We start from the raw sequence: 17,353 nt of genomic DNA, 5'->3' as shown, positions 1-17,353 counted from the left end.
CGGGTCGTCGATGTGGCCGCCACCGCCCTCGCGCAGGTCGGCGTCAACCCCGGCTCCGCGATCGACGGCATCCCGCTGAACGCCCCCGACGACAACGACCCGTTCGACACCCTGCGGCCGAACCTCCAGGGCCGCGTGGACGAGACGGGCATCCCCGCGGGCGTGAAGGGCTTCACACACACCCCGCCGGCCGGCTGGGCCGTCGACAACTCCAAGATGGGCACCGGCGGCGTCACCGAGTGGGCCGGCTGGGCCTTCGCGACCGACGAGTTCTGGAGCCAGGCCCAGCGCGACCAGTGGCGCGAGCTGAACGTCCGCTCCCGCGACGTGTTCGCCGTCGCCGACTCCGACGAGTGGGACGACAAGTCCCACACCGGCTCCTACGACTCCACCCTGATCACCCCCAAGTGGGCCGTGACCGGCGGCACCACGAAGAACCTCACCTTCCAGACGCACTACCACCACGAGGCCGGCCAGACCGCCCAGGTTCTGGTCTCCTACAACGGCGGTACGCCGACGGTCGTGAAGAGCTACACCGCCAAGGCGGAGTCCCTGGCCCTCCAGGTCCCGGCCGGCGCCACCGACGTCCAGATCCGCTTCCGCTACGCCGGCACCAACAACTGGTACTGGACCGTCGACAACGTCAAGCTCGGCTGATCCAGGCCCCCGCGGTCCGGGCTGTGGACGCCCGAAGCGTCCACGGCCCGGCCCCGATAGGGTGGTACAGGCCAGGGGTCACAGGCCGAAGGCGACAGGTCAGAGGTCACGGCCACCGAGAGCGGAGAACAATCCAGTGGCAGAGCGCAAGCCGATCGAATCCTGGCTCACCGACATGGACGGAGTCCTCATCCACGAGGGCACCCCGATCCCGGGCGCCGACGCCTTCATCAAGCGGCTGCGCGACTCCGGCAAGCCCTTCCTGGTCCTGACCAACAACTCCATCTACACCCCGCGCGACCTCCAGGCCCGGCTGTCCCGCATGGGCCTCGACGTCCCCGTCGAGAACATCTGGACCTCGGCGCTGGCCACCGCCAAGTTCCTCGACGACCAGCGCCCGGGCGGCACCGCGTACGTCATCGGCGAAGCCGGCCTCACCACCGCCCTGCACGACATCGGCTACATCCTGACCGACCACGAGCCCGACTACGTCGTCCTGGGCGAGACCCGGACGTACAGCTTCGAGGCGATGACGAAGGCGGTCCGCCTGATCAACGCGGGCGCCCGCTTCATCTGCACCAACCCCGACGAGATCGGCCCCTCCACCGAGGGACCGCTGCCCGCCACCGGCGCCGTCGCCGCACTGATCACCAAGGCGACCGGCAAGCAGCCGTACTTCGCCGGCAAGCCCAACCCGCTGATGATGCGGACCGGCCTGAACGCCATCGGCGCACACTCCGAGAGCAGCGCGATGATCGGCGACCGGATGGACACCGACGTCCTGGCCGGGCTCGAGGCCGGCATGCAGACCTTCCTCGTCCTGACCGGACTGACCTCCGCTGCGGACACCGAGAAGTTCCCCTACCGCCCGACCAAGACCGTCGCCTCCATCGCCGACCTGGTCGATCTCGTCTGATCCGAACGGGTCAAGCCCGCGGCGCTCCGGATGCGGAGCGCCGCGCCGCGCGTGAACCTCCTTGTTGAGGAGGTTCACCATGCGCAGTGCTCTGATCGCTCTCCGTGCCACCGGGGTGGCCGTCGCCCTGACGGCGCTCACCGCCGTGTCCGCGCCCACCGCCCTCGCGGCGGGCGAGGAGAACCGCGGCAACGTCTCGGTTGATCCGCACCAGGCCGAGCCGGGGGCGCAGGTCAAGCTGCGCGTCCGCGGGTGCGAGGACAAATGGGCGTCCGCCAAGTCAGCCGTCTTCGTGTCGGAGGTCCACCTGTCCTCCGGCCGCGACGGCGACAAGACGCTGACGGGCGACGCGATGGTCAGCTCCCAGGCCCAGCCCGGATGGCACGACATCCGGGTGAAGTGCGACGGAGGCGAGGACCGCGTCCGCGGCTCCATCGAGGTCGTCCGCCGCCGCGACGACCGCGAGAAGGACCGCGAGAAGGACCGCGACCGGCCGAACCCCCACCAGTCTCCCGTCCGGCCGGTCCACGCGGGCGGCGGCGGCATGTCCGCGGAGCTCGCCGCGCAGGCACAGGACCAGGCAGCGGCGGCCAGGAAGAACCACGGGGGCGACGGCCCCGGCCTCCCGCACACCGTGATCGGCGCCGTGCTCGCCGCCGCGGCCACCCTGGCCGTCGCGTTCCGGGCGCTGACGCTGCGCCGGCGCCGCAGCGGCGAGTGAGGGCCCGCCGGTGACGGGCTCGGGGGAGCCCAGATCCTCCGGCGGCGGGCGGCTGCTGACCTTCGCCGCATGGTCCGTACTGGTGCTCGGCCTGTGGCTGTGGGGCCGCGAGATCACCGGCGTCCCGCCGAGCCCGTCCCCCGGACTGGCCGCAGGCTCGTCGATCCCGGCCCCGGGGTTGCCCGTCGCGCACACACCGCTGGCGGCGTCCGTACCCGCACGGGTCGACGTGCCGTCGATGGGCATCCAGGCTCCCGTGATCTCCCGCGGCCTCGATGCCCAGGGCGCCGTCGAGCCGCCGCCGTTCGACCGCCCCGGCGCGGTCGGCTGGTGGGGCGGCGGCGCGAAGCCGGGCGAGGCCGGGACCGCGCTGCTGGTCGGGCACGTGGACACGGCGTCCAAGCCGGCGGTGTTCTACGGCCTGAGCTCGGCGCGCCCGGGCGGCACGGTGCGGGTGGTGCGGATGGACGGGTCGGTCGCCGAGTTCACCATCGAGGACGTACGGGTCTACGAGCGGGCCCGCTTCGACGCGCACCGGGCCTACGGCCCGCGGGTCCCGGGCCGGGCCGAGCTGCGCCTGGTGACCTGCGGGGGAACGTACGACAAGGCGGCGAAGGAGTACACGGCGAACGTGGTCGTCTCGGCCTACCTGACGGGCACGACCCCGCCCGCGAGGCCGGGTACGGGTACGGGCGCAGGTACGGGTACCGGCGCGGGCGGTGGCGCCGGAGCGGGAGTCCGGTCCGGCGCGGCGGCGTGAGGCGACACGCGCACGGTCGCGCGCACCGGCCCCGGCACCGCCGGCCGTCCGGTCCTCGACCGCGCGGCGCGCCCGGACCGCGGGAGGAGCCCGGGGACCGGCGCGGGAGGCCCGCCCGACACTCTAGGGCCGGGCGACAAGACGAAAAAGCCCCTCGCAGCTTTCGCTGCGAGGGGCTTTTCCTTGTCTGTGCGCCGCCAGGGACTCGAACCCCGGACCCGCTGATTAAGAGTCAGCTGCTCTAACCAACTGAGCTAGCGGCGCTTGCTGACAGGGAAAACTCTACCCCACCTCGAGTGGTGCTCGTGACCAGCCGCGCCGTCCTTGTCCGATTAACCCATGTTTGAGGGGTTTATCGTGCACGATATGTCTGGGCCCAGCCGAATCTGATGCCCCGACAGATGAGTGGCCCGCCGGACCAGCGACGAGCAGGGGAGTGGACGGAACCGCATGACGATCCAGCCGCCGATGCATGTGCAGATGCCTGCACCCATGCCTGCACCGATGCCGATGCCCGTTTTCGAGGAGTACGAGCCCACAGGCGACTGCGCCTGCCTCGGCTGTACGCAGCGCCGTCGCGCCCTCGCCCGTGCGCGGGCCATACCGCTCCGTGACGGCGGCCACCCGGCCGCCCGCGGGACCCGCCGGGCGCTGGTGCTGGCCACCGCGGCGGGCGTGGTCCTGAGCGGTGGCGGCTCGGCCGCACTGGCGGCGGCCACTCCGGTCCCCGGCCCGGAGCCGGTCTCCCTCGACACCCCGGGCTCCCTCGACCCCCCCGGCTCCCCGCAGGGCGGCCGGTCCCCGCTGCACGGGCGCCCGGCGCCGGCGAAGCCGACGGGTACGCCCGGGGCGCCCTCGGCGGTCAAGCGCATCGACCGGACGTCGATCATCACCCGGGCGAAGCTGTGGCTGGACGCACAGGTCCCGTACAGCATGTCCACGTACTGGTCCGACGGTTACCGGCAGGACTGCTCGGGCTTCGTCTCGATGGCCTGGAACCTTGGTACGAACGAGTGGACCGGCAGCCTCGACAAATTCGCCACCAAGATCACCAAGGAGGAGCTGCTGCCGGGCGACATGCTGCTCTTCCACAACCCGTCGGACCCCACCAACGGCTCGCACGTGGTGCTCTTCGGCGGGTGGGTCGACGAGACGCGCACGCACTACGTCGCGTACGAGCAGACCCGCCCGACCACGCGGAAGGGGGCCACCCCGTACGGCTACTGGAACAACGCGACGAAGTACCTGCCGTACCGGTTCAACGGGGTGACGGGCGGCATCACCGAGCCGGACCCGGCGACCGACCCGAAGCCGGCGGTCCCGACGGTCTTCCCCGGCGCCACACAGTTCGGCCCGGGCGCGAACAACGAGTACGTCGCCCAGCTGGGCCGGATGCTGATCGAGCGGGGCGGCCGCCGCTTCTACCCCAAGGGCGCGAGCACGGCGTGGAGCGACGCCGACCGGCTGGCCACCCAGGCCTTCCAGAGCGCCCAGGGCTGGACGGGCACGGACGCCGACGGGATCCCGGGCGCGCACACCTGGCAACTGCTCGTCGAACACAAGGGCAACGACATCCGGCCGACGGTGGACGCCGCGCCGGGCCCCGCCGGGGTGCCGGCCTATCCGGGCCTGCCGGCGTTCCGCCCCGGCTCCTCCCACCCGTTCATCGCCGTCCTCGGCCGCCAACTGGTGAAGAAGGGCTTCGGCAAGAACTACACGTCCGGCCCCGGGTCCAGCTGGAGCGAGGCCGACCGCCGCAGCGTCGAGGCCTTCCAGCGCGCCCAGGGCTGGCGCGGCGCCGCGGCCGACGGCTACCCGGGCCCGGAAACCTGGCGCCGGCTGTTCGCATGACGGAGGCAACGATGTACCCCACGCGCACCACCTCGACGACGGGCACCTTCCAGGTGCCGTCTGCAGCAGCCGTGCCCCCGACCGCCCCGGCCCTGCGAGTCACGGGCGACCTGTACCCGGCCCCGCCCCACCCCCCGGCCCCGCCCCACCCCCCGGCCCCGCCCGCGGTGCAGGCCGCTCCGACGGCCGAGCACCGGCCGTCTGCCGGGCCGGGGCCGGGGTCCGAGCCGCCCATCGAGCCCCTGCGGCTCGTGGATCCGCTCCCGCATGCGGCGCAGGCCGCTCCGGCGGCGGGCCCGTTCCCGTACGCGGCTGAGACCGGGCCCGGGGTCGGGCCTTCGGGCGTGGTCGCCGAGGTGGCGGATGCCGATGGGCAGGGTCGGTTCGGCGGGCGGGGGTGGGTTGCGGGGACTCCGGTCAGGCTGCTGGCCGCGCCCCGCGAGGTCGCCCTGCCGCACGGGCGCCCGGCGGCGGATGCCGCCCGGAGCGAGGTCCCGGCGGCCCGGAACCGGGCCGAGGCCGAGCCGGTGCCCGCACTGGCCGGGGCCGTCGACCGCGCCGAGTCCGGCGGGGGCTCGTACGGCCACGAACCCGATCCGCTGGTCTGCGTACCGGCCCCGGCGGGGCCCGGCCCGGACGAAGCCGCGCACGGGGGCGTGGCCACCCTGCGCCTGCGGGGCTTCGACGGCGGGGGTGAGCCCCTGCCCCCGCACGGGCAGGTCTGGCCGCCCGCCGGTCCCGGGGCGGACGCCGAGACCCGGTCGGCGACGGACGGCCCCGCGCAGCGGTACGGCGAGGAGTGGCCGCCCGCCGGCCCCCAGGCCGATCCCGAGCCTGTTCACGCGTACGTACACGCGTACGTACACGCGTACGGCCAGGCCGGCCACGAGGCCGATCCCGAGCCTGCTCACGCGTACGGCCCGGAGCCGGAGCCGGAGCCGGAGCCGGAGCTCGGTGCCGAGGCCGGCCGCGCCGGGGTGCCCGGACCCGCGGTCGCGGACATCGTCGCGCAGGCCGTGGCCCGCGGGATGGGGGCGGAGCGCGAGGAGCCCGACGCGCAGGACCTGCCCCGCATCGGGCCCGTCCGCGGGGCCGCGGTCACCGAGGTGCCGGTGCACCTGCCGTTCGCCGCAGAGTCCGGGCGGGCCCCGGCCCAGGCCCGGCCCCCGGCCGCCTCCCCGCGGCCCCGTGCCCCCCGCCCCGCCCCCGGCCGCCGGGTCCCGCTCGGCGACGACCGGCTCCGGGAACACCGCGGCCCCGTGCTGCCCGGCTGGGTCGGCGTCGGCGTCGGCGGGCTCGCCCTCGCCGGCTGCCTGGCGGTGCTCTGGCGGGCCGGGGCGGTCCCGGCCACCTTCGTGGCCGCGTTCGGCGCGACCCCCCGCGCCTACCAGGGGCTGCGCGCCACCCACTGGCCGCCGCTCGCCTTCCTCGGCATCGTCGCGCTGCTCGCACTCGGCGGACTGGGCCGGGCGAAGGCCGGCCACGCCTGGGTGCTCACCCTCTTCGGCCGCTACCGCGGCACGGTCCGCCGTACCGGCCTCACCTGGGTCAGCCCCCTCCTGCTGCGCCGCCGCGTCGACGTACGGCTGCGGCACTGGCGCAGCGAGCCCATGCCGGCCGTGGACTCCGGCGGCCTGGCCCTGCGGGTCGTCGTCCAGGTCGTCTGGCAGGTCAAGGACACCGCCCGGGCCACACTCGCCGTCGAGGACCACACGGACTACCTCGCCGAGCAGGTCGAATCGGCGATGGCCCGGGTCCTGTCGCAGCTGCCCGCCGACGCCTTCCACGAGGACGCCCCGACGCTGCGCGACGCCGAGGCCGTCGGCGACGCGCTGACCCGGATGCTGGCGACCGAGACCGAGGCGGTCGGGGTCGAGGTGTACTCGGCCCAGCCGACCCGGATCGAGTACGCCCCCGAGGTCGCCGAGGCCATGCGGCGGCGCCGGGTCGCGGCCATCGACGCCAAGCACCGGGACACGGTGCTGACCTCGGTCGTGGACGCCGTCGACGACACCGTCCACCGGCTCACCTCGCGCGGGCTGGTCGAGCTCGACGACTACGAGCGCAAGGCCCTCGTGAAGGACCTCACCGTCGCCTTCTACACGGGACGTCCGGAGTAGGGCGGAGCAACGGGGCAAGAGACGCAGCGCATACGGAACGGGTGGCCGGAATCGACCGGACCACCCGTTCCCCCATTGGTCTGGACATGGCCAACTCCCGTCAATAGTCTGGTACTTGGTCTAGACCTGAATCCCCACGCTCGATCCCCACGCGTGCGCACGCTCTCGCCGAACTCCCCCCACGTTCAAGGAGCATCATGCGTCCCATCCGCATGCCCGTTCACCTGCCCAGACGAGCCGGCGCCGCCACGCTCGGCCTCGGTGTCGTCGCCTCCCTGGCACTCCTCACCGCCCCCACCGCGAGCAGCCACGGCTACACGGACACCCCCATCAGCCGCCAGAAGCTCTGCGCCAACAAGACGGTCTCCGACTGCGGCCCGATCCAGTGGGAGCCGCAGAGCGTCGAGGGCTACAAGGGCTTCCCGGCCGCCGGTCCGGCCGACGGCCAGATATGCGCCGGCGGACACGGCGAGTTCGCGCAGCTCGACGACCCGCGCGGCGGGGCCTGGCCCACCACCAAGGTGACCAGCGGGCAGAGCTACGGCTTCCGGTGGCAGTTCACCGCCAACCACTCCACCACCGACTTCAAGTACTACGTCACCAAGAACGGCTGGGACCCCACCAAGCCCCTCACCCGCGCCGCCCTCGAGTCCCAGCCCTTCCTCACCGTCGCCTACAACGGCGCCCGGCCCGCCATGACCACCGTCCACCAGGGCGCCATGCCGAGCGGCAAGACCGGCCGGCACATGATCCTGGCCGTCTGGACGGTCAACGACACTCCCATGGCCTTCTACGCCTGCTCCGACGTCCAGTTCTGACCTTCAATTCTGACAGTACGTCAGCTAATCTCCGGCGGCATGCGGACGACACCCGAAACCGTCGCGGAGCTCATCGCGCGCCAATGGGGCGACCACCGGCCCGGGCTGCAGTACGGCGGCAGCACGCACACCGCCGTCCTCAGCCGCCACCGGACCGCCCAGGAGGCCGCCGCGCGCGCCGCGCTGCTCGTCGACCTGCTGCCGGCGGACGCCGAACCGCACATCGGGGTGCTGCTCGACAACACCCCCGAGTTCCCGTTCTGGCTCGGCGCGGCGGCCCTCGCCGGGGCCGCCGTCGCCGGGATCAACCCCACCCGGCGCGGCCCGGAGCTCGCGCGCGACGTCCTGCACACCGACTGCCGGATCCTGGTCACCGAGCGCGCCCGCCTGCCGCTGCTGCGCGGGCTCGACCTGCCGGGCGTACGGATCCTCGTGACCGACACCGAGGAGTACGCGGACCTGATCGCCCCGTACGCGGCCGCGAAGCCGGGCGAGGCGGTGATCGGCACCCCCGGTCCCGGCTCCCGCTTCCTGCTCTACTTCACCTCGGGCTCCACCGGCGCCCCCAAGGCCGCCCTGTGCAGCCAGGGCCGGATCGCCGCCGCCGGCGACTCCCTGGCCCGGCAGTTCTCGGTCACCCCGGACGACGTCCACTACATCTGCATGCCGCTCTTCCACGGCAACGCGGTGATCGCCGACTGGCTGCCCGCCCTCGCCGGGGGCGCGTCCGTCGCGCTGCGCCCCCGGTTCTCCGCCTCCGCGTTCCTGGACGACGTCCGCGCGTACGGGGCGACGTACTTCACCTACGTCGGCCGGGCCGTCCAGTACCTGCTGGCCACCGAGCGCCGCCCCGACGACCGCTCGCACAGCCTGCGCCTCGGCTTCGGCACCGAGGCCGGTGCGGTGGACGCGGCCCGCTTCGCCGAGCGGTTCGGGGTCCGGCTGGTCGAGGGGTACGGGGCCACCGAGGGCGGAGCCTCGGTCCAGAGGACGCCGGACACTCCGCCGGGCGCCCTGGGGCGGGCGGGGGCCGGGGACGACCTGGCCGTGATCGATCCGGAGACCGGAGCGGAGTGCCCGCCGGCCGTCCTGGACGCGCAGGGCCGCCTGCTCAACGGCACGGCGGCGATCGGCGAGCTGGTCAACCGCGGCCGGAGCCTGTTCGAGGGCTACTGGCGCAACCCCGAGGCGGAGGCCGCGCGGACCCGGGAGGGCTGGTACTGGACGGGCGACCTCTTCTTCCGCGACGCGGACGGGTTCCTCTATTTCGCGGGCCGCACCGACGACCGGCTGCGGGTCGACAGCGAGAACCTCGCCGCGGCCGTGATCGAGAACATCCTGGCGCGCTGGTCCCCGGCGGCCGCGGTCGCCGTGTACGCGGTGCCGGACGAGGCGGCCGGAGACCAGGTGATGGCGGCGGTCGCCCTCGAGGAAGGGGAGCGGTTCTCGCCGGAGGCCTTCTCCGTGTTCCTGGCCGCCCAGCCGGACCTGGGCACGAAGATGTCCCCCCGCTACGTCCGGATCGTGGAGTCCATGCCGACCACGGCGACGAACAAGGTCCACCGGGTCGCCCTGCGCCGGTCCGGTTTCCGCTGCCCGGACCCGGTCTGGTGGTCCCCGCCGGGCACCACCGGCTACCGCCTCCTGGGTCCGGGGGACATCTCCGGCCTGCTGGCGGCGTACGCGGCACACGGGCGCAGCGAGCTCCTGGACCGCTGATCCGCAGGCGACGGGTATTGGTTTTGAGCACCCCTGAGGAGCAGGTAGTATTTTCTCTGTCAGGCGCCGCTAGCTCAGTTGGTTAGAGCAGCTGACTCTTAATCAGCGGGTCCGGGGTTCGAGTCCCTGGCGGCGCACCTGTACTTCGGGCGGTTTCCGGTTCACCGGGAACCGCCCGAAGTGTTTCCGGGTCCTCTCCCGCCGCCCGCCCGCAACGCCTGCCCATGACCCGTGTCAAAGGGTGAGCGACAGGAGCAGCGGCGCGGCCTTCCGGTTCAGTGCGTCCGCGGCGGCCCGCAGCCGGTGTGCGTGCTCGACCGGCATCGACAGGGCCAGGCAGCCCACCGAGGCACCCGCCGTGATCGGCACCGCCGCGCAGACCGTGCCGACGGCGTACTCCTGGAGGTCGAGCACCGGAACCGTGGCCGGCTGGGCGTCGAGCTTCGAGAACAGGATCCGCTCGTTCACGATCGTCTTCGACGTGAGCCGGGCGATCTTGTGCCGCGAGAGGTGGTCGCGCCGCCCGTTCTGGTCGAGCTGGGTCAGCAGGCACTTGCCGACCGCGCTGGCGTGCGCCGCGGAGCGGAAGTCGACCCACTCGTGCACCTTGGGAGTGCGCGGGCTGTCCGCGAACTGCGTGATCTTCACTTCGCCGTCCACGTACCGGCTGATGTAGACCGCCGCGCCCACCGAGTCCCGCAGCCGGTCCAGGGTGTCCTGCAGCTTGTTCTGGAGGGCCTGCTGCCTGTCTATGCCGGAGCCGAGCAGGACCAGTGAGTCCCCTATGGCATAGGCGCCGTCCGCCACCTGGAGGACGTACCCCTCACGGCGCAGCATGAGGAGCATGGGAGCGAGATGGACCGAGGGCAGGCCGGTCTCACGCGCGATCTGTACATCGGTCACACCGCCGGTATGGCGGGCGATCGTTTCGAGTACGCGCAGGGCGTACTGCACCGAGTGGAACGGCGCGGTCGGCTCGGGCTTCAGCGCCACGGTTTTCCCCCTAGCAGGTTGTTACCGCTTGCCCTAACACGATAGCCATCAAGAGGCCCGTGTGGAGCGCCTGTTGATGAGATTGATGGCTCAATCATGTCCCCCTGCCTGTGTCTAATCCGGAGGCATATGCCAAGGTCACGCCTGCTGTCCCGGGATGCCGGGAATGACCGCAGGCCGCCGATGGTTCGAGTTCTTCGTACGGACGGCGAACCGAGACGGGAGCGACTATGAGTGACACCGGGGACGCGGGTCGGGGTGCGGACCGGGACGGCCGCGGAGATCCGGTCCGGGGTGCGATACGCGGCCGCGCGACGGTGCCGCTCTCGGTGCTCGACCTCGTCACCGTCGGCAGCGGCAGCACCGCCCACGACTCCCTGCGCACCAGCGTCGCGATCGCCCGGCTCGCCGAGTCCCGCGGCTACCACCGCCACTGGGTCGCCGAGCACCACTCCATGCCCGGGGTGGCCAGCTCCTCCCCGGCGGTGATCCTGGCCCACCTCGCCGCCCACACCTCCCGCATCCGGCTCGGCTCGGGCGGGGTCATGCTGCCCAACCACGCCCCGCTCGCCGTCGCCGAGCAGTTCGGCACCCTGGAGGCGCTCGCCCCCGGGCGGATCGACCTCGGGCTCGGCCGCGCGCCCGGCACCGACGGCCGCACGGCCGCGGCCCTGCGCGGGGCCGGACGCCCCGACGAGGCCGCGCAGGAGTTCCCCCGCCAGCTCGTGGAGCTGACCCGCTTCCTCGATGACGACTTCCCCGACGGACACCCGTACGCCCGCGTGCACGCGGTGCCCGGCCCCGTGCAGGGTCCCCCCGGGCGGCCGCCGCTGTGGCTGCTCGGGTCCTCCGGGTTCAGCGCCCGCCTCGCCGCCGAGCTCGGCCTGCCCTTCGCGTACGCCCACCACTTCTCGGCGGCCGGCACCCTGCCCGCGCTGGAGCTCTACCGGCAGGCCTTCCGCCCCTCGGCCGTACTGGACGCCCCGTACGCCGCGATCGGCGTCTCGGCGCTCGCCGCCGACACCGACGGGCAGGCCCGCGCCCAGGTGCTCACGGGGGCGCTGTCGATGCTGCGGCTGCGCAGCGGCCGGCCCGGGCTGATCCCGACGCCCGAGGAGGCGGCGGCGTACGACTTCTCCCCGCCGGAGCGGGAGTTCGTGGACGGCTGGCTCGCGAACGTCGTCCACGGCACCCCCGACGAGGTCCGCGCCGGGCTCGACGACCTGGCCAAGCGCACGGGCGCCGACGAACTGATGCTGACCTCCAACGCACACAGCGGCGCGGCCCGGTTGCGCTCCTACGAGCTCGTCGCAGATGTGTACGGGATGCCCGTGGAGGCGCCGCCGGCTGATTGATCGCACGCAAACGGAGTTCGGCTGGTTTGTTGTCGAAACCTTGCGCGAGGGTGTCCTAAGGCACCCTTAAACCGCTCGTCACCCGGGGTGGCGGGCGGTTTCTGCTGTGCTTCCAGGCCTCTGACGAGGGGATTTGCTCGGCGAGTGGTCTAGTCCTTCTTTGGTCCAAACCATTGACGCGACCCTCGGGTGATCGCTATCACTTCTCCCACCCGAACCTCTTGCTTCCCCCTCCCACCCCCCGGAGACAGTTCATGCACTTCCGTAAACCCCTCATCGCGGCCGCCGCCACGGCCGCGCTGGCAGCCGGAGCGCTGGCCGGCTTCGCGGGGCTCGGCACCGCGCAGGCCGCGGGCTCCGCCACCACCGCGGGCGGCGGCAACGTCAAGATCGCGTACTACGACCAGTGGAGCGTGTACGGGAACGCCTTCTACCCCAAGCACCTCGACACCCGCGGCATAGCGGGCAAGCTGGACGTCATCAACTACTCGTTCGGCAACATCCACCCCACGAACCTCACCTGTTTCGAGGCGAACAAGGCGGCGGGCGACGACAGCAACCCCAGCGCCGGTGACGGCGCGGGCGACTCGTACGCCGACTACCAGAAGTCCTTCAGCGCGGCGGACAGCGTCAGCGGCGTCGCCGACAAGTGGGACCAGCCGATCGTCGGCGTCTTCAACCAGTTCAAGCAGCTGAAGGCCAAGTACCCGAACCTCAAGATCAATATTTCGGTCGGCGGCTGGACGTACTCGAAGTACTTCAGCGACGCGGCGAAGACCGACGCCTCCCGCAAGAAGCTGGTCTCCTCCTGCATCGACCAGTACATCAAGGGCAACCTGCCGGTCGAGGGCGGCTACGGCGGCCCGGGCGCGGCGGCCGGCATCTTCGACGGCATCGACATCGACTGGGAGTACCCCGGCTCCTCCGGCGGGCACCTGGGCAACCACTACGCCCCCGAGGACAAGCAGAACTTCACGCTCCTGCTCAAGGAGTTCCGCGAGCAGCTCGACGCGTACGGCGCGGCCAACGGCGGCAAGAAGTACCTGCTGACCGCGGCGCTCCCGGCCGGCCAGGACAAGATCAAGTACATCGAGACGGACAAGATCGGTTCGTACCTCGACTACGCGAACATCATGACGTACGACATGCACGGCGCCTGGGACGGCGACGGGCCGACGTACCACCAGTCCCCGCTGGACAACTCGGCGGCGGACCCGACCGACCCGATCGCGCCGGGCACCCAGAAGTACGGCATCAAGAACGCCATCGACTCCTGGATCGACGGCAACGCGGCGTACGGCATCGCGGGCGGCTTCCCGGCGGGCAAGCTGACGCTGGGCTACGAGTTCTACTACCGCGGCTGGAAGGGCGTCCCCGCCGGGACCACCAACGGCCTGGCCCAGAGCGCGACCGGCCCCTCCGCGGCCCGTCCCACCAGCCAGCAGGCAGGCATCGCCAACTACAAGGAGCTCGGCGGGATCGTCGACAACCCGGCGACCACCTTCTGGGACGACCAGGCGAAGGCCTCGTACTTCTACAAGGACGGCGAGTTCTTCACCGGCCTGAACCAGCGGTCCGTCCAGGCCCGGGTCGACTACGGCAAGCAGCGCGGCCTGGCCGGCGCGATGATGTACTCCCTGCTCGGCCTGGACGCCAACACCACGCTGCTCAACCAGATCTCGGACGCCCTCGGCGGCACCACGGTCCCGCCGACCACCCCGCCGACGACGCCTCCGACCACTCCGCCCACGACCCCGCCGACCACGCCTCCGGCGACCGGCTGCGGTTCGACCCCGGCGTACGTCGCGGGCACGGTCTACACCGGCGGCAACGAGGTCTCCTACAACGGCCGCAAGTACAAGGCCCAGTGGTGGACGCAGAACGAGACGCCGGGCACCACCGGTGAATGGGGTGTCTGGAAGGACCTCGGCGCCTGCTGATCTCCCCCCACCCCGCGCCGAGCGACGCCTCCGCCCTGCCCCCGCCTCCCGGGTGCGGGGCGGAGGTGTGTGACATGGTTGCCGGATTCCCGACATCGGTGCGTGCCCATATCGCTACGCTCGGCGACAAGCTAGTTCTCCGCTTGGGGGTGCCGTCTCATGGTTCAGGCCCGTGAAATCGATCCCAGTGCCTCGCCGCTGGACTACTCAGAACCTGACGGGCGCGCTGTGGCGTAAGTCGTCCTACAGCGGCTCCAGTGGTGGCGACTGCGTGGAGTGCGCCCCCTCGGCGCGGCCGTCTGGCGCAAGGCCTCGTACAGCGGTAACACCGGCGGTGACTGCGTCGAGGTAGCCGCGCAGCCGTGCCGCATCGCCGTCCGGGACTCCAAGAACCCCGAAGGCCCCGCCTTCACCGTGGCCCCGGAGGCGTTCACCGCCTTCGTCCGGAGCCTCTGACCGTCAGAGCCAGCCCTGCTGCGCCGCCTTGAGGCCGGCTTCGAAGCGGCTCGTCGCGTGGAGGCGTTCCATCAGGGCGGACATCTGGCGCCTCACCGTGCGCAGGGACACCCCGAGGCGCTTGGCCGCGGCCTCGTCGGTCATCCCCGAGGCAAGGAGCTTCAGTAGCTCGAGTTCCGTCGCGGTGGGGCGGGTGTCGCTGGGGCGGGGGCGGTCGGCTCCGAGGGGTACGGCGGCGTCCCACGTCTGCTCGAACAGGGTGGCGAGGGAGGCCACGATCCCCGGCGCGCTGGTGCACAGGGCGCCCAGACGGGAATGGTCGGGGTCGATCGGGACGACCGCCACGGCGCGGTCGAATATCAGCAGGCGTGGCGGAAGGAGCGGGCTGGTGCGGACCTGGCCGCCCTGCTCGGTCAGCCATCGGGCGTAGGCCAGCGTCGTCGGATCGTTGCGGGCGCTGTCCTGGTACACCGAGCGCATCTCGATGCCGCGGGCCAGCGCACGCTGGTCCAGCGGCCGGGAGGACTCCAGGCTCGCCTCGGACAGCGCGCCGCCCGGCAGGATCGCCAGGCATTCGCGGGTCAGTCCATGGGCGAGCTGCTCCAGTCGGCTTTGGATGGCGTCCATCCCCACGAGCCGTTCCGCGCCGTCGACCTCGGTGTTCGGGCTGAGCTCCGCGAACTCGGAGACCACCTGCGCCGCGGCCGCCTTGCTGCGGGCCAGCTCCTGCTGCTGCCGGGCCAGCTCCTCCTCCTGGCGGCGCAGCAGCAGTTCCAGGCCCAGTTCGGGTCTGACCGCGCGCAGCGCGCCCGGGCTGTCCCGCGACGGTCTGAGCAGGTCGAGGTCGACGAGCCGGTCCAGGCCCTCGCGGACCTGCGCCTGGGTGAGGCCGAGGCGGGCGCTCAGCTCGGCGATGCCTCCCGAAGGGTCGGCCAGCATGCCCCGGTACACGGCTTCCACGTCGGCCCCGAGACCCAGCGTCTGCAGCATGTCCCAGCCCCCCGGCTGTAGTTGGGCCGCTCCCGGCGAGCGTCGCCTCCGTGATCGTAGGCGAAGTCTGGCACCAAGGTGCCAGGCCTGTTGGTGACAGCCGGAACCTCTTCTTCGCAGGGTCCAAGGGCAGCAACATGGTGATCACCGGGACGGCGGGGACGAAAGTCCCCGACTCAGGCCAGAGCCGCAAGGACGATCCGGATCAGCGCGCAGCACACCGCACCGAACGAATCGCTTCCCGGCTTCTGACCTTGGGGGAAACCATGTCCCGCACCGCCCGCTTCGCCGCTGTCGCCGCCGTCTTCACTGCCCTCTGCGCCGGTGCCGTCACCACCACCTCGGTGACCGCCTCCGCCGAGAGCCACCACAACAGCGCCTCCGGCGATGGCAGCATCAACTGGGACACGGCGCCCACGTCCGTCACGGACAGCATCAACTGGGACTAGCCGGTATGCGCGTCATCCGGGCTTCCCTCTCAGGGCCTTGTCATGATCCTGACGAGAAGGCGGTGCTCGCGCTCGTTTCCGATCTGATCTGGGCCCACACTCCCGCGGCGCACGGACTCGAGCACTTGCGGGCCAAAGCCGCCGCCGACGGCGTGGACGTCTACCTCTTCCTGCGTGCCGCCTCAGAAGCCGCAGCCCTCAACCAGGCCCACGCCATCCTCGACGGCGCCCGCGCCCCGCTGCGGGCGCACGGCTTCAGCACCACCGAGCCGCACCACTGAGCGCGTCTTCGGCCTCCCCGTGCACGTTCCCAAGGAGAACGCAGTGACCACCACCCTCCGTCAGGCTGCCCGTAAGAGCGCGGTCGCCGCCCTCTCCAGCGTCATCGGTGCCGGACTGCTGACCGCCGCGTCCGTCGCCGCCGCCCCGGCCGCACTGGCCGCGACATCCTGCAGTGGGACTGCCTCGATCTACGGCATCCTTCCCGACGGCCGTCTCACCTTCAGCACCATCACCCCGGCCACCGGCGAGCTGAAGAAGGTGCGCATCGGAGCGGCCCTGGGGTTCGAGCCCAAGGCGATGGCCACCCTCAACTTCAATACGGTGCTGGTGACATCGACGAGCGGCGCGCTCTATCGCCTCGACGTCCTCACCAACAACGAGTCCCTCGTCCTGGAGCGCCCGCCCGTCAAGATCTTCGACAGCGGCTGGACCCACGACAAGCTCACCTATGACGGACACGGGCATCTGTACGGTACGGCGGGCGGCCTCCTCCTCCAGTACCTGGTCTCGCAGCCCAAGCCGACCGGCTCGGCGCACATCGGCCAGCGCAGGGAGATCGGCAGCGGCTTCGTCCTGAAGACCCTGACTGCCGCCGGCGACGACCGGCTGCTCGCCACCACGTCCGCCGGCGCGCTCTACTCCTACAAGATCAGCAGCGACGGCACCTGGGACCGCGACGACCTCAAGACCGCCGGCTGGTCCGGCTTCGACCAGGTCGTATCGCCCGGTGGGGGTCTCTACTACGGCCGGATCGAAACCACGGGCGCCATGTACTGGTACAAGGACGCCAACCCGGCCGACGGCACCGGCACGGACATCGCCTACCACAACGACACACCCGTCAACACCGGCGGCTGGACGCAGGAGCTGCTGTCCGCCCAGCCGGAGACGTTCAGCTGCACCACCACCGCGGACCCGCTCGACGGTACCGACATACCTGCCGTGAAGGCGGCCGGCCGCGATCTGATGAACAAGCACGACGGCGGTGCCTGGAACAGCACCACCCAGTGGAACTGCCTGGAGCAGCTCTGGGACAAGGAGAGCGGCTGGCGCTACTGGGCCGACAACCCGGGCTCCACGGCGTACGGCATCCCCCAGGCCTTGCCCGGTTCCAAGATGGACGCCTTCGGCGATGACTGGCGCACCAACCCCATCACCCAGATCAAGTGGGGCCTGTCCTATATCGACGGCCGGTACAACACGCCCTGCGGCGCCTGGAACCACTTCCTGAACAACAACTGGTACTGAGCCGCGCCCGCGTGACTCCCCCAGCTACCGCTGGGAGGGGCCCCACGCCCTCCCCTTCGCTCTCCCTCTTCTCCCCCC

General features: G+C 71.9%; 15 protein-coding genes, 2 tRNA genes and 1 pseudogene. 15 read left to right on the top strand and 3 right to left on the bottom strand.

Features of this window, described 5'->3' with window-relative positions; all coding sequences use genetic code 11:
* Positions 1–12: 12 nt before the first annotated feature.
* From AB0M76_RS09270 to AB0M76_RS09255, 4 genes are all read left to right on the top strand, one after another.
* The gene (locus AB0M76_RS09270; RefSeq protein ID WP_365952287.1) at positions 13–657 is read left to right on the top strand and encodes a hypothetical protein; all 645 of its coding nucleotides are present in this window, start codon (positions 13–15) and stop codon (positions 655–657) included.
* 136 nt (positions 658–793) lie between these two features.
* Positions 794–1,573: an HAD-IIA family hydrolase gene (locus AB0M76_RS09265; protein ID WP_365952286.1), complete on the top strand. Its 780-nt coding sequence runs from the start codon at positions 794–796 to the stop codon at positions 1,571–1,573.
* 79 nt (positions 1,574–1,652) lie between these two features.
* Positions 1,653–2,294: a hypothetical protein gene (locus tag AB0M76_RS09260; protein ID WP_365952285.1), complete on the top strand. Its 642-nt coding sequence runs from the start codon at positions 1,653–1,655 to the stop codon at positions 2,292–2,294.
* A gap of 10 nt (positions 2,295–2,304) precedes the next feature.
* Complete coding sequence (locus AB0M76_RS09255; RefSeq protein ID WP_365952284.1) at positions 2,305–3,054, top strand: class F sortase; 750 nt, start codon at positions 2,305–2,307, stop codon at positions 3,052–3,054.
* Between the two features lie 190 nt (positions 3,055–3,244).
* Here AB0M76_RS09255 and AB0M76_RS09250 read toward each other — a convergent pair.
* Positions 3,245–3,318, bottom strand: a tRNA-Lys gene (locus AB0M76_RS09250).
* Positions 3,319–3,558: 240 nt separating this feature from the next.
* Between AB0M76_RS09250 and AB0M76_RS09245 the strand changes: the two genes are divergently transcribed.
* The 5 genes from AB0M76_RS09245 to AB0M76_RS09225 all read left to right on the top strand — a co-directional run bounded on the left by AB0M76_RS09245 (position 3,559) and on the right by AB0M76_RS09225 (position 9,699).
* A complete protein-coding gene (locus AB0M76_RS09245) occupies positions 3,559–4,905 on the top strand; it encodes a peptidoglycan-binding protein (protein ID WP_365952283.1) in 1,347 nt (448 codons plus the stop codon).
* An 11-nt stretch (positions 4,906–4,916) separates the two neighbouring features.
* A complete protein-coding gene (locus AB0M76_RS09240) occupies positions 4,917–7,025 on the top strand; it encodes an SPFH domain-containing protein (protein ID WP_365952282.1) in 2,109 nt (702 codons plus the stop codon).
* Positions 7,026–7,249: 224 nt separating this feature from the next.
* The gene (locus tag AB0M76_RS09235) at positions 7,250–7,843 is read left to right on the top strand and encodes a lytic polysaccharide monooxygenase (protein WP_365952360.1); all 594 of its coding nucleotides are present in this window, start codon (positions 7,250–7,252) and stop codon (positions 7,841–7,843) included.
* A gap of 39 nt (positions 7,844–7,882) precedes the next feature.
* A complete protein-coding gene (locus AB0M76_RS09230) occupies positions 7,883–9,562 on the top strand; it encodes an AMP-binding protein (RefSeq protein WP_365952281.1) in 1,680 nt (559 codons plus the stop codon).
* A 63-nt stretch (positions 9,563–9,625) separates the two neighbouring features.
* Positions 9,626–9,699, top strand: a tRNA-Lys gene (locus AB0M76_RS09225).
* Positions 9,700–9,796: 97 nt separating this feature from the next.
* Here AB0M76_RS09225 and AB0M76_RS09220 read toward each other — a convergent pair.
* Positions 9,797–10,555, bottom strand: a complete 759-nt coding sequence (locus tag AB0M76_RS09220) for an IclR family transcriptional regulator C-terminal domain-containing protein (protein WP_365952280.1) — start codon at positions 10,553–10,555, stop codon at positions 9,797–9,799.
* Positions 10,556–10,785: 230 nt separating this feature from the next.
* On the opposite strand from AB0M76_RS09220, the gene AB0M76_RS09215 reads away from it, so the two are divergent.
* The 3 genes and pseudogenes from AB0M76_RS09215 to AB0M76_RS09205 all read left to right on the top strand — a co-directional run bounded on the left by AB0M76_RS09215 (position 10,786) and on the right by AB0M76_RS09205 (position 14,306).
* Positions 10,786–11,910 carry an LLM class flavin-dependent oxidoreductase gene (locus AB0M76_RS09215; RefSeq protein ID WP_365952279.1) on the top strand — a complete coding sequence of 375 codons (1,125 nt, stop codon included), beginning with the start codon at positions 10,786–10,788 and terminating at the stop codon, positions 11,908–11,910.
* A 254-nt stretch (positions 11,911–12,164) separates the two neighbouring features.
* Entirely contained in the window at positions 12,165–13,850 is a 1,686-nt protein-coding gene (locus AB0M76_RS09210) for a glycosyl hydrolase family 18 protein (protein WP_365952278.1), read from the top strand.
* A 214-nt stretch (positions 13,851–14,064) separates the two neighbouring features.
* Positions 14,065–14,306: pseudogene (locus AB0M76_RS09205) on the top strand (DUF397 domain-containing protein).
* A gap of 3 nt (positions 14,307–14,309) precedes the next feature.
* Here the strand turns inward: AB0M76_RS09205 and AB0M76_RS09200 are convergent.
* Complete coding sequence (locus tag AB0M76_RS09200; RefSeq protein ID WP_365952277.1) at positions 14,310–15,296, bottom strand: helix-turn-helix transcriptional regulator; 987 nt, start codon at positions 15,294–15,296, stop codon at positions 14,310–14,312.
* Positions 15,297–15,562: 266 nt separating this feature from the next.
* Between AB0M76_RS09200 and AB0M76_RS09195 the strand changes: the two genes are divergently transcribed.
* From AB0M76_RS09195 to AB0M76_RS09185, 3 genes are all read left to right on the top strand, one after another.
* Positions 15,563–15,745: a hypothetical protein gene (locus AB0M76_RS09195; RefSeq protein ID WP_365952276.1), complete on the top strand. Its 183-nt coding sequence runs from the start codon at positions 15,563–15,565 to the stop codon at positions 15,743–15,745.
* Positions 15,746–15,807: 62 nt separating this feature from the next.
* Positions 15,808–16,026: a hypothetical protein gene (locus AB0M76_RS09190; protein WP_365952275.1), complete on the top strand. Its 219-nt coding sequence runs from the start codon at positions 15,808–15,810 to the stop codon at positions 16,024–16,026.
* 43 nt (positions 16,027–16,069) lie between these two features.
* Positions 16,070–17,275 carry a peptidase S1 and S6 gene (locus AB0M76_RS09185; protein WP_365952274.1) on the top strand — a complete coding sequence of 402 codons (1,206 nt, stop codon included), beginning with the start codon at positions 16,070–16,072 and terminating at the stop codon, positions 17,273–17,275.
* Positions 17,276–17,353: the final 78 nt, after the last annotated feature.

It is taken from the genome of Streptomyces sp. NPDC051364 (genome assembly GCF_040682115.1).
Taxonomy (GTDB): domain Bacteria; phylum Actinomycetota; class Actinomycetes; order Streptomycetales; family Streptomycetaceae; genus Streptomyces.
Note: the sequence above shows the minus strand (reverse complement) of the source record. Positions and strands in the feature narration are given on the sequence as shown.

Coding starts and splice junctions, on each gene's coding strand:
- AB0M76_RS09240 (WP_365952282.1), top strand. CDS start 4,917: ATGTACCCCACGCGCACCACCTCGACGACGGGCACCTTCCAGGTGCCG.
- AB0M76_RS09195 (WP_365952276.1), top strand. CDS start 15,563: ATGTCCCGCACCGCCCGCTTCGCCGCTGTCGCCGCCGTCTTCACTGCC.
- AB0M76_RS09245 (WP_365952283.1), top strand. CDS start 3,559: ATGCCGATGCCCGTTTTCGAGGAGTACGAGCCCACAGGCGACTGCGCC.
- AB0M76_RS09210 (WP_365952278.1), top strand. CDS start 12,165: ATGCACTTCCGTAAACCCCTCATCGCGGCCGCCGCCACGGCCGCGCTG.
- AB0M76_RS09260 (WP_365952285.1), top strand. CDS start 1,653: ATGCGCAGTGCTCTGATCGCTCTCCGTGCCACCGGGGTGGCCGTCGCC.
- AB0M76_RS09230 (WP_365952281.1), top strand. CDS start 7,883: ATGCGGACGACACCCGAAACCGTCGCGGAGCTCATCGCGCGCCAATGG.
- AB0M76_RS09200 (WP_365952277.1), bottom strand. CDS start 15,296: ATGCTGCAGACGCTGGGTCTCGGGGCCGACGTGGAAGCCGTGTACCGG.
- AB0M76_RS09215 (WP_365952279.1), top strand. CDS start 10,786: ATGAGTGACACCGGGGACGCGGGTCGGGGTGCGGACCGGGACGGCCGC.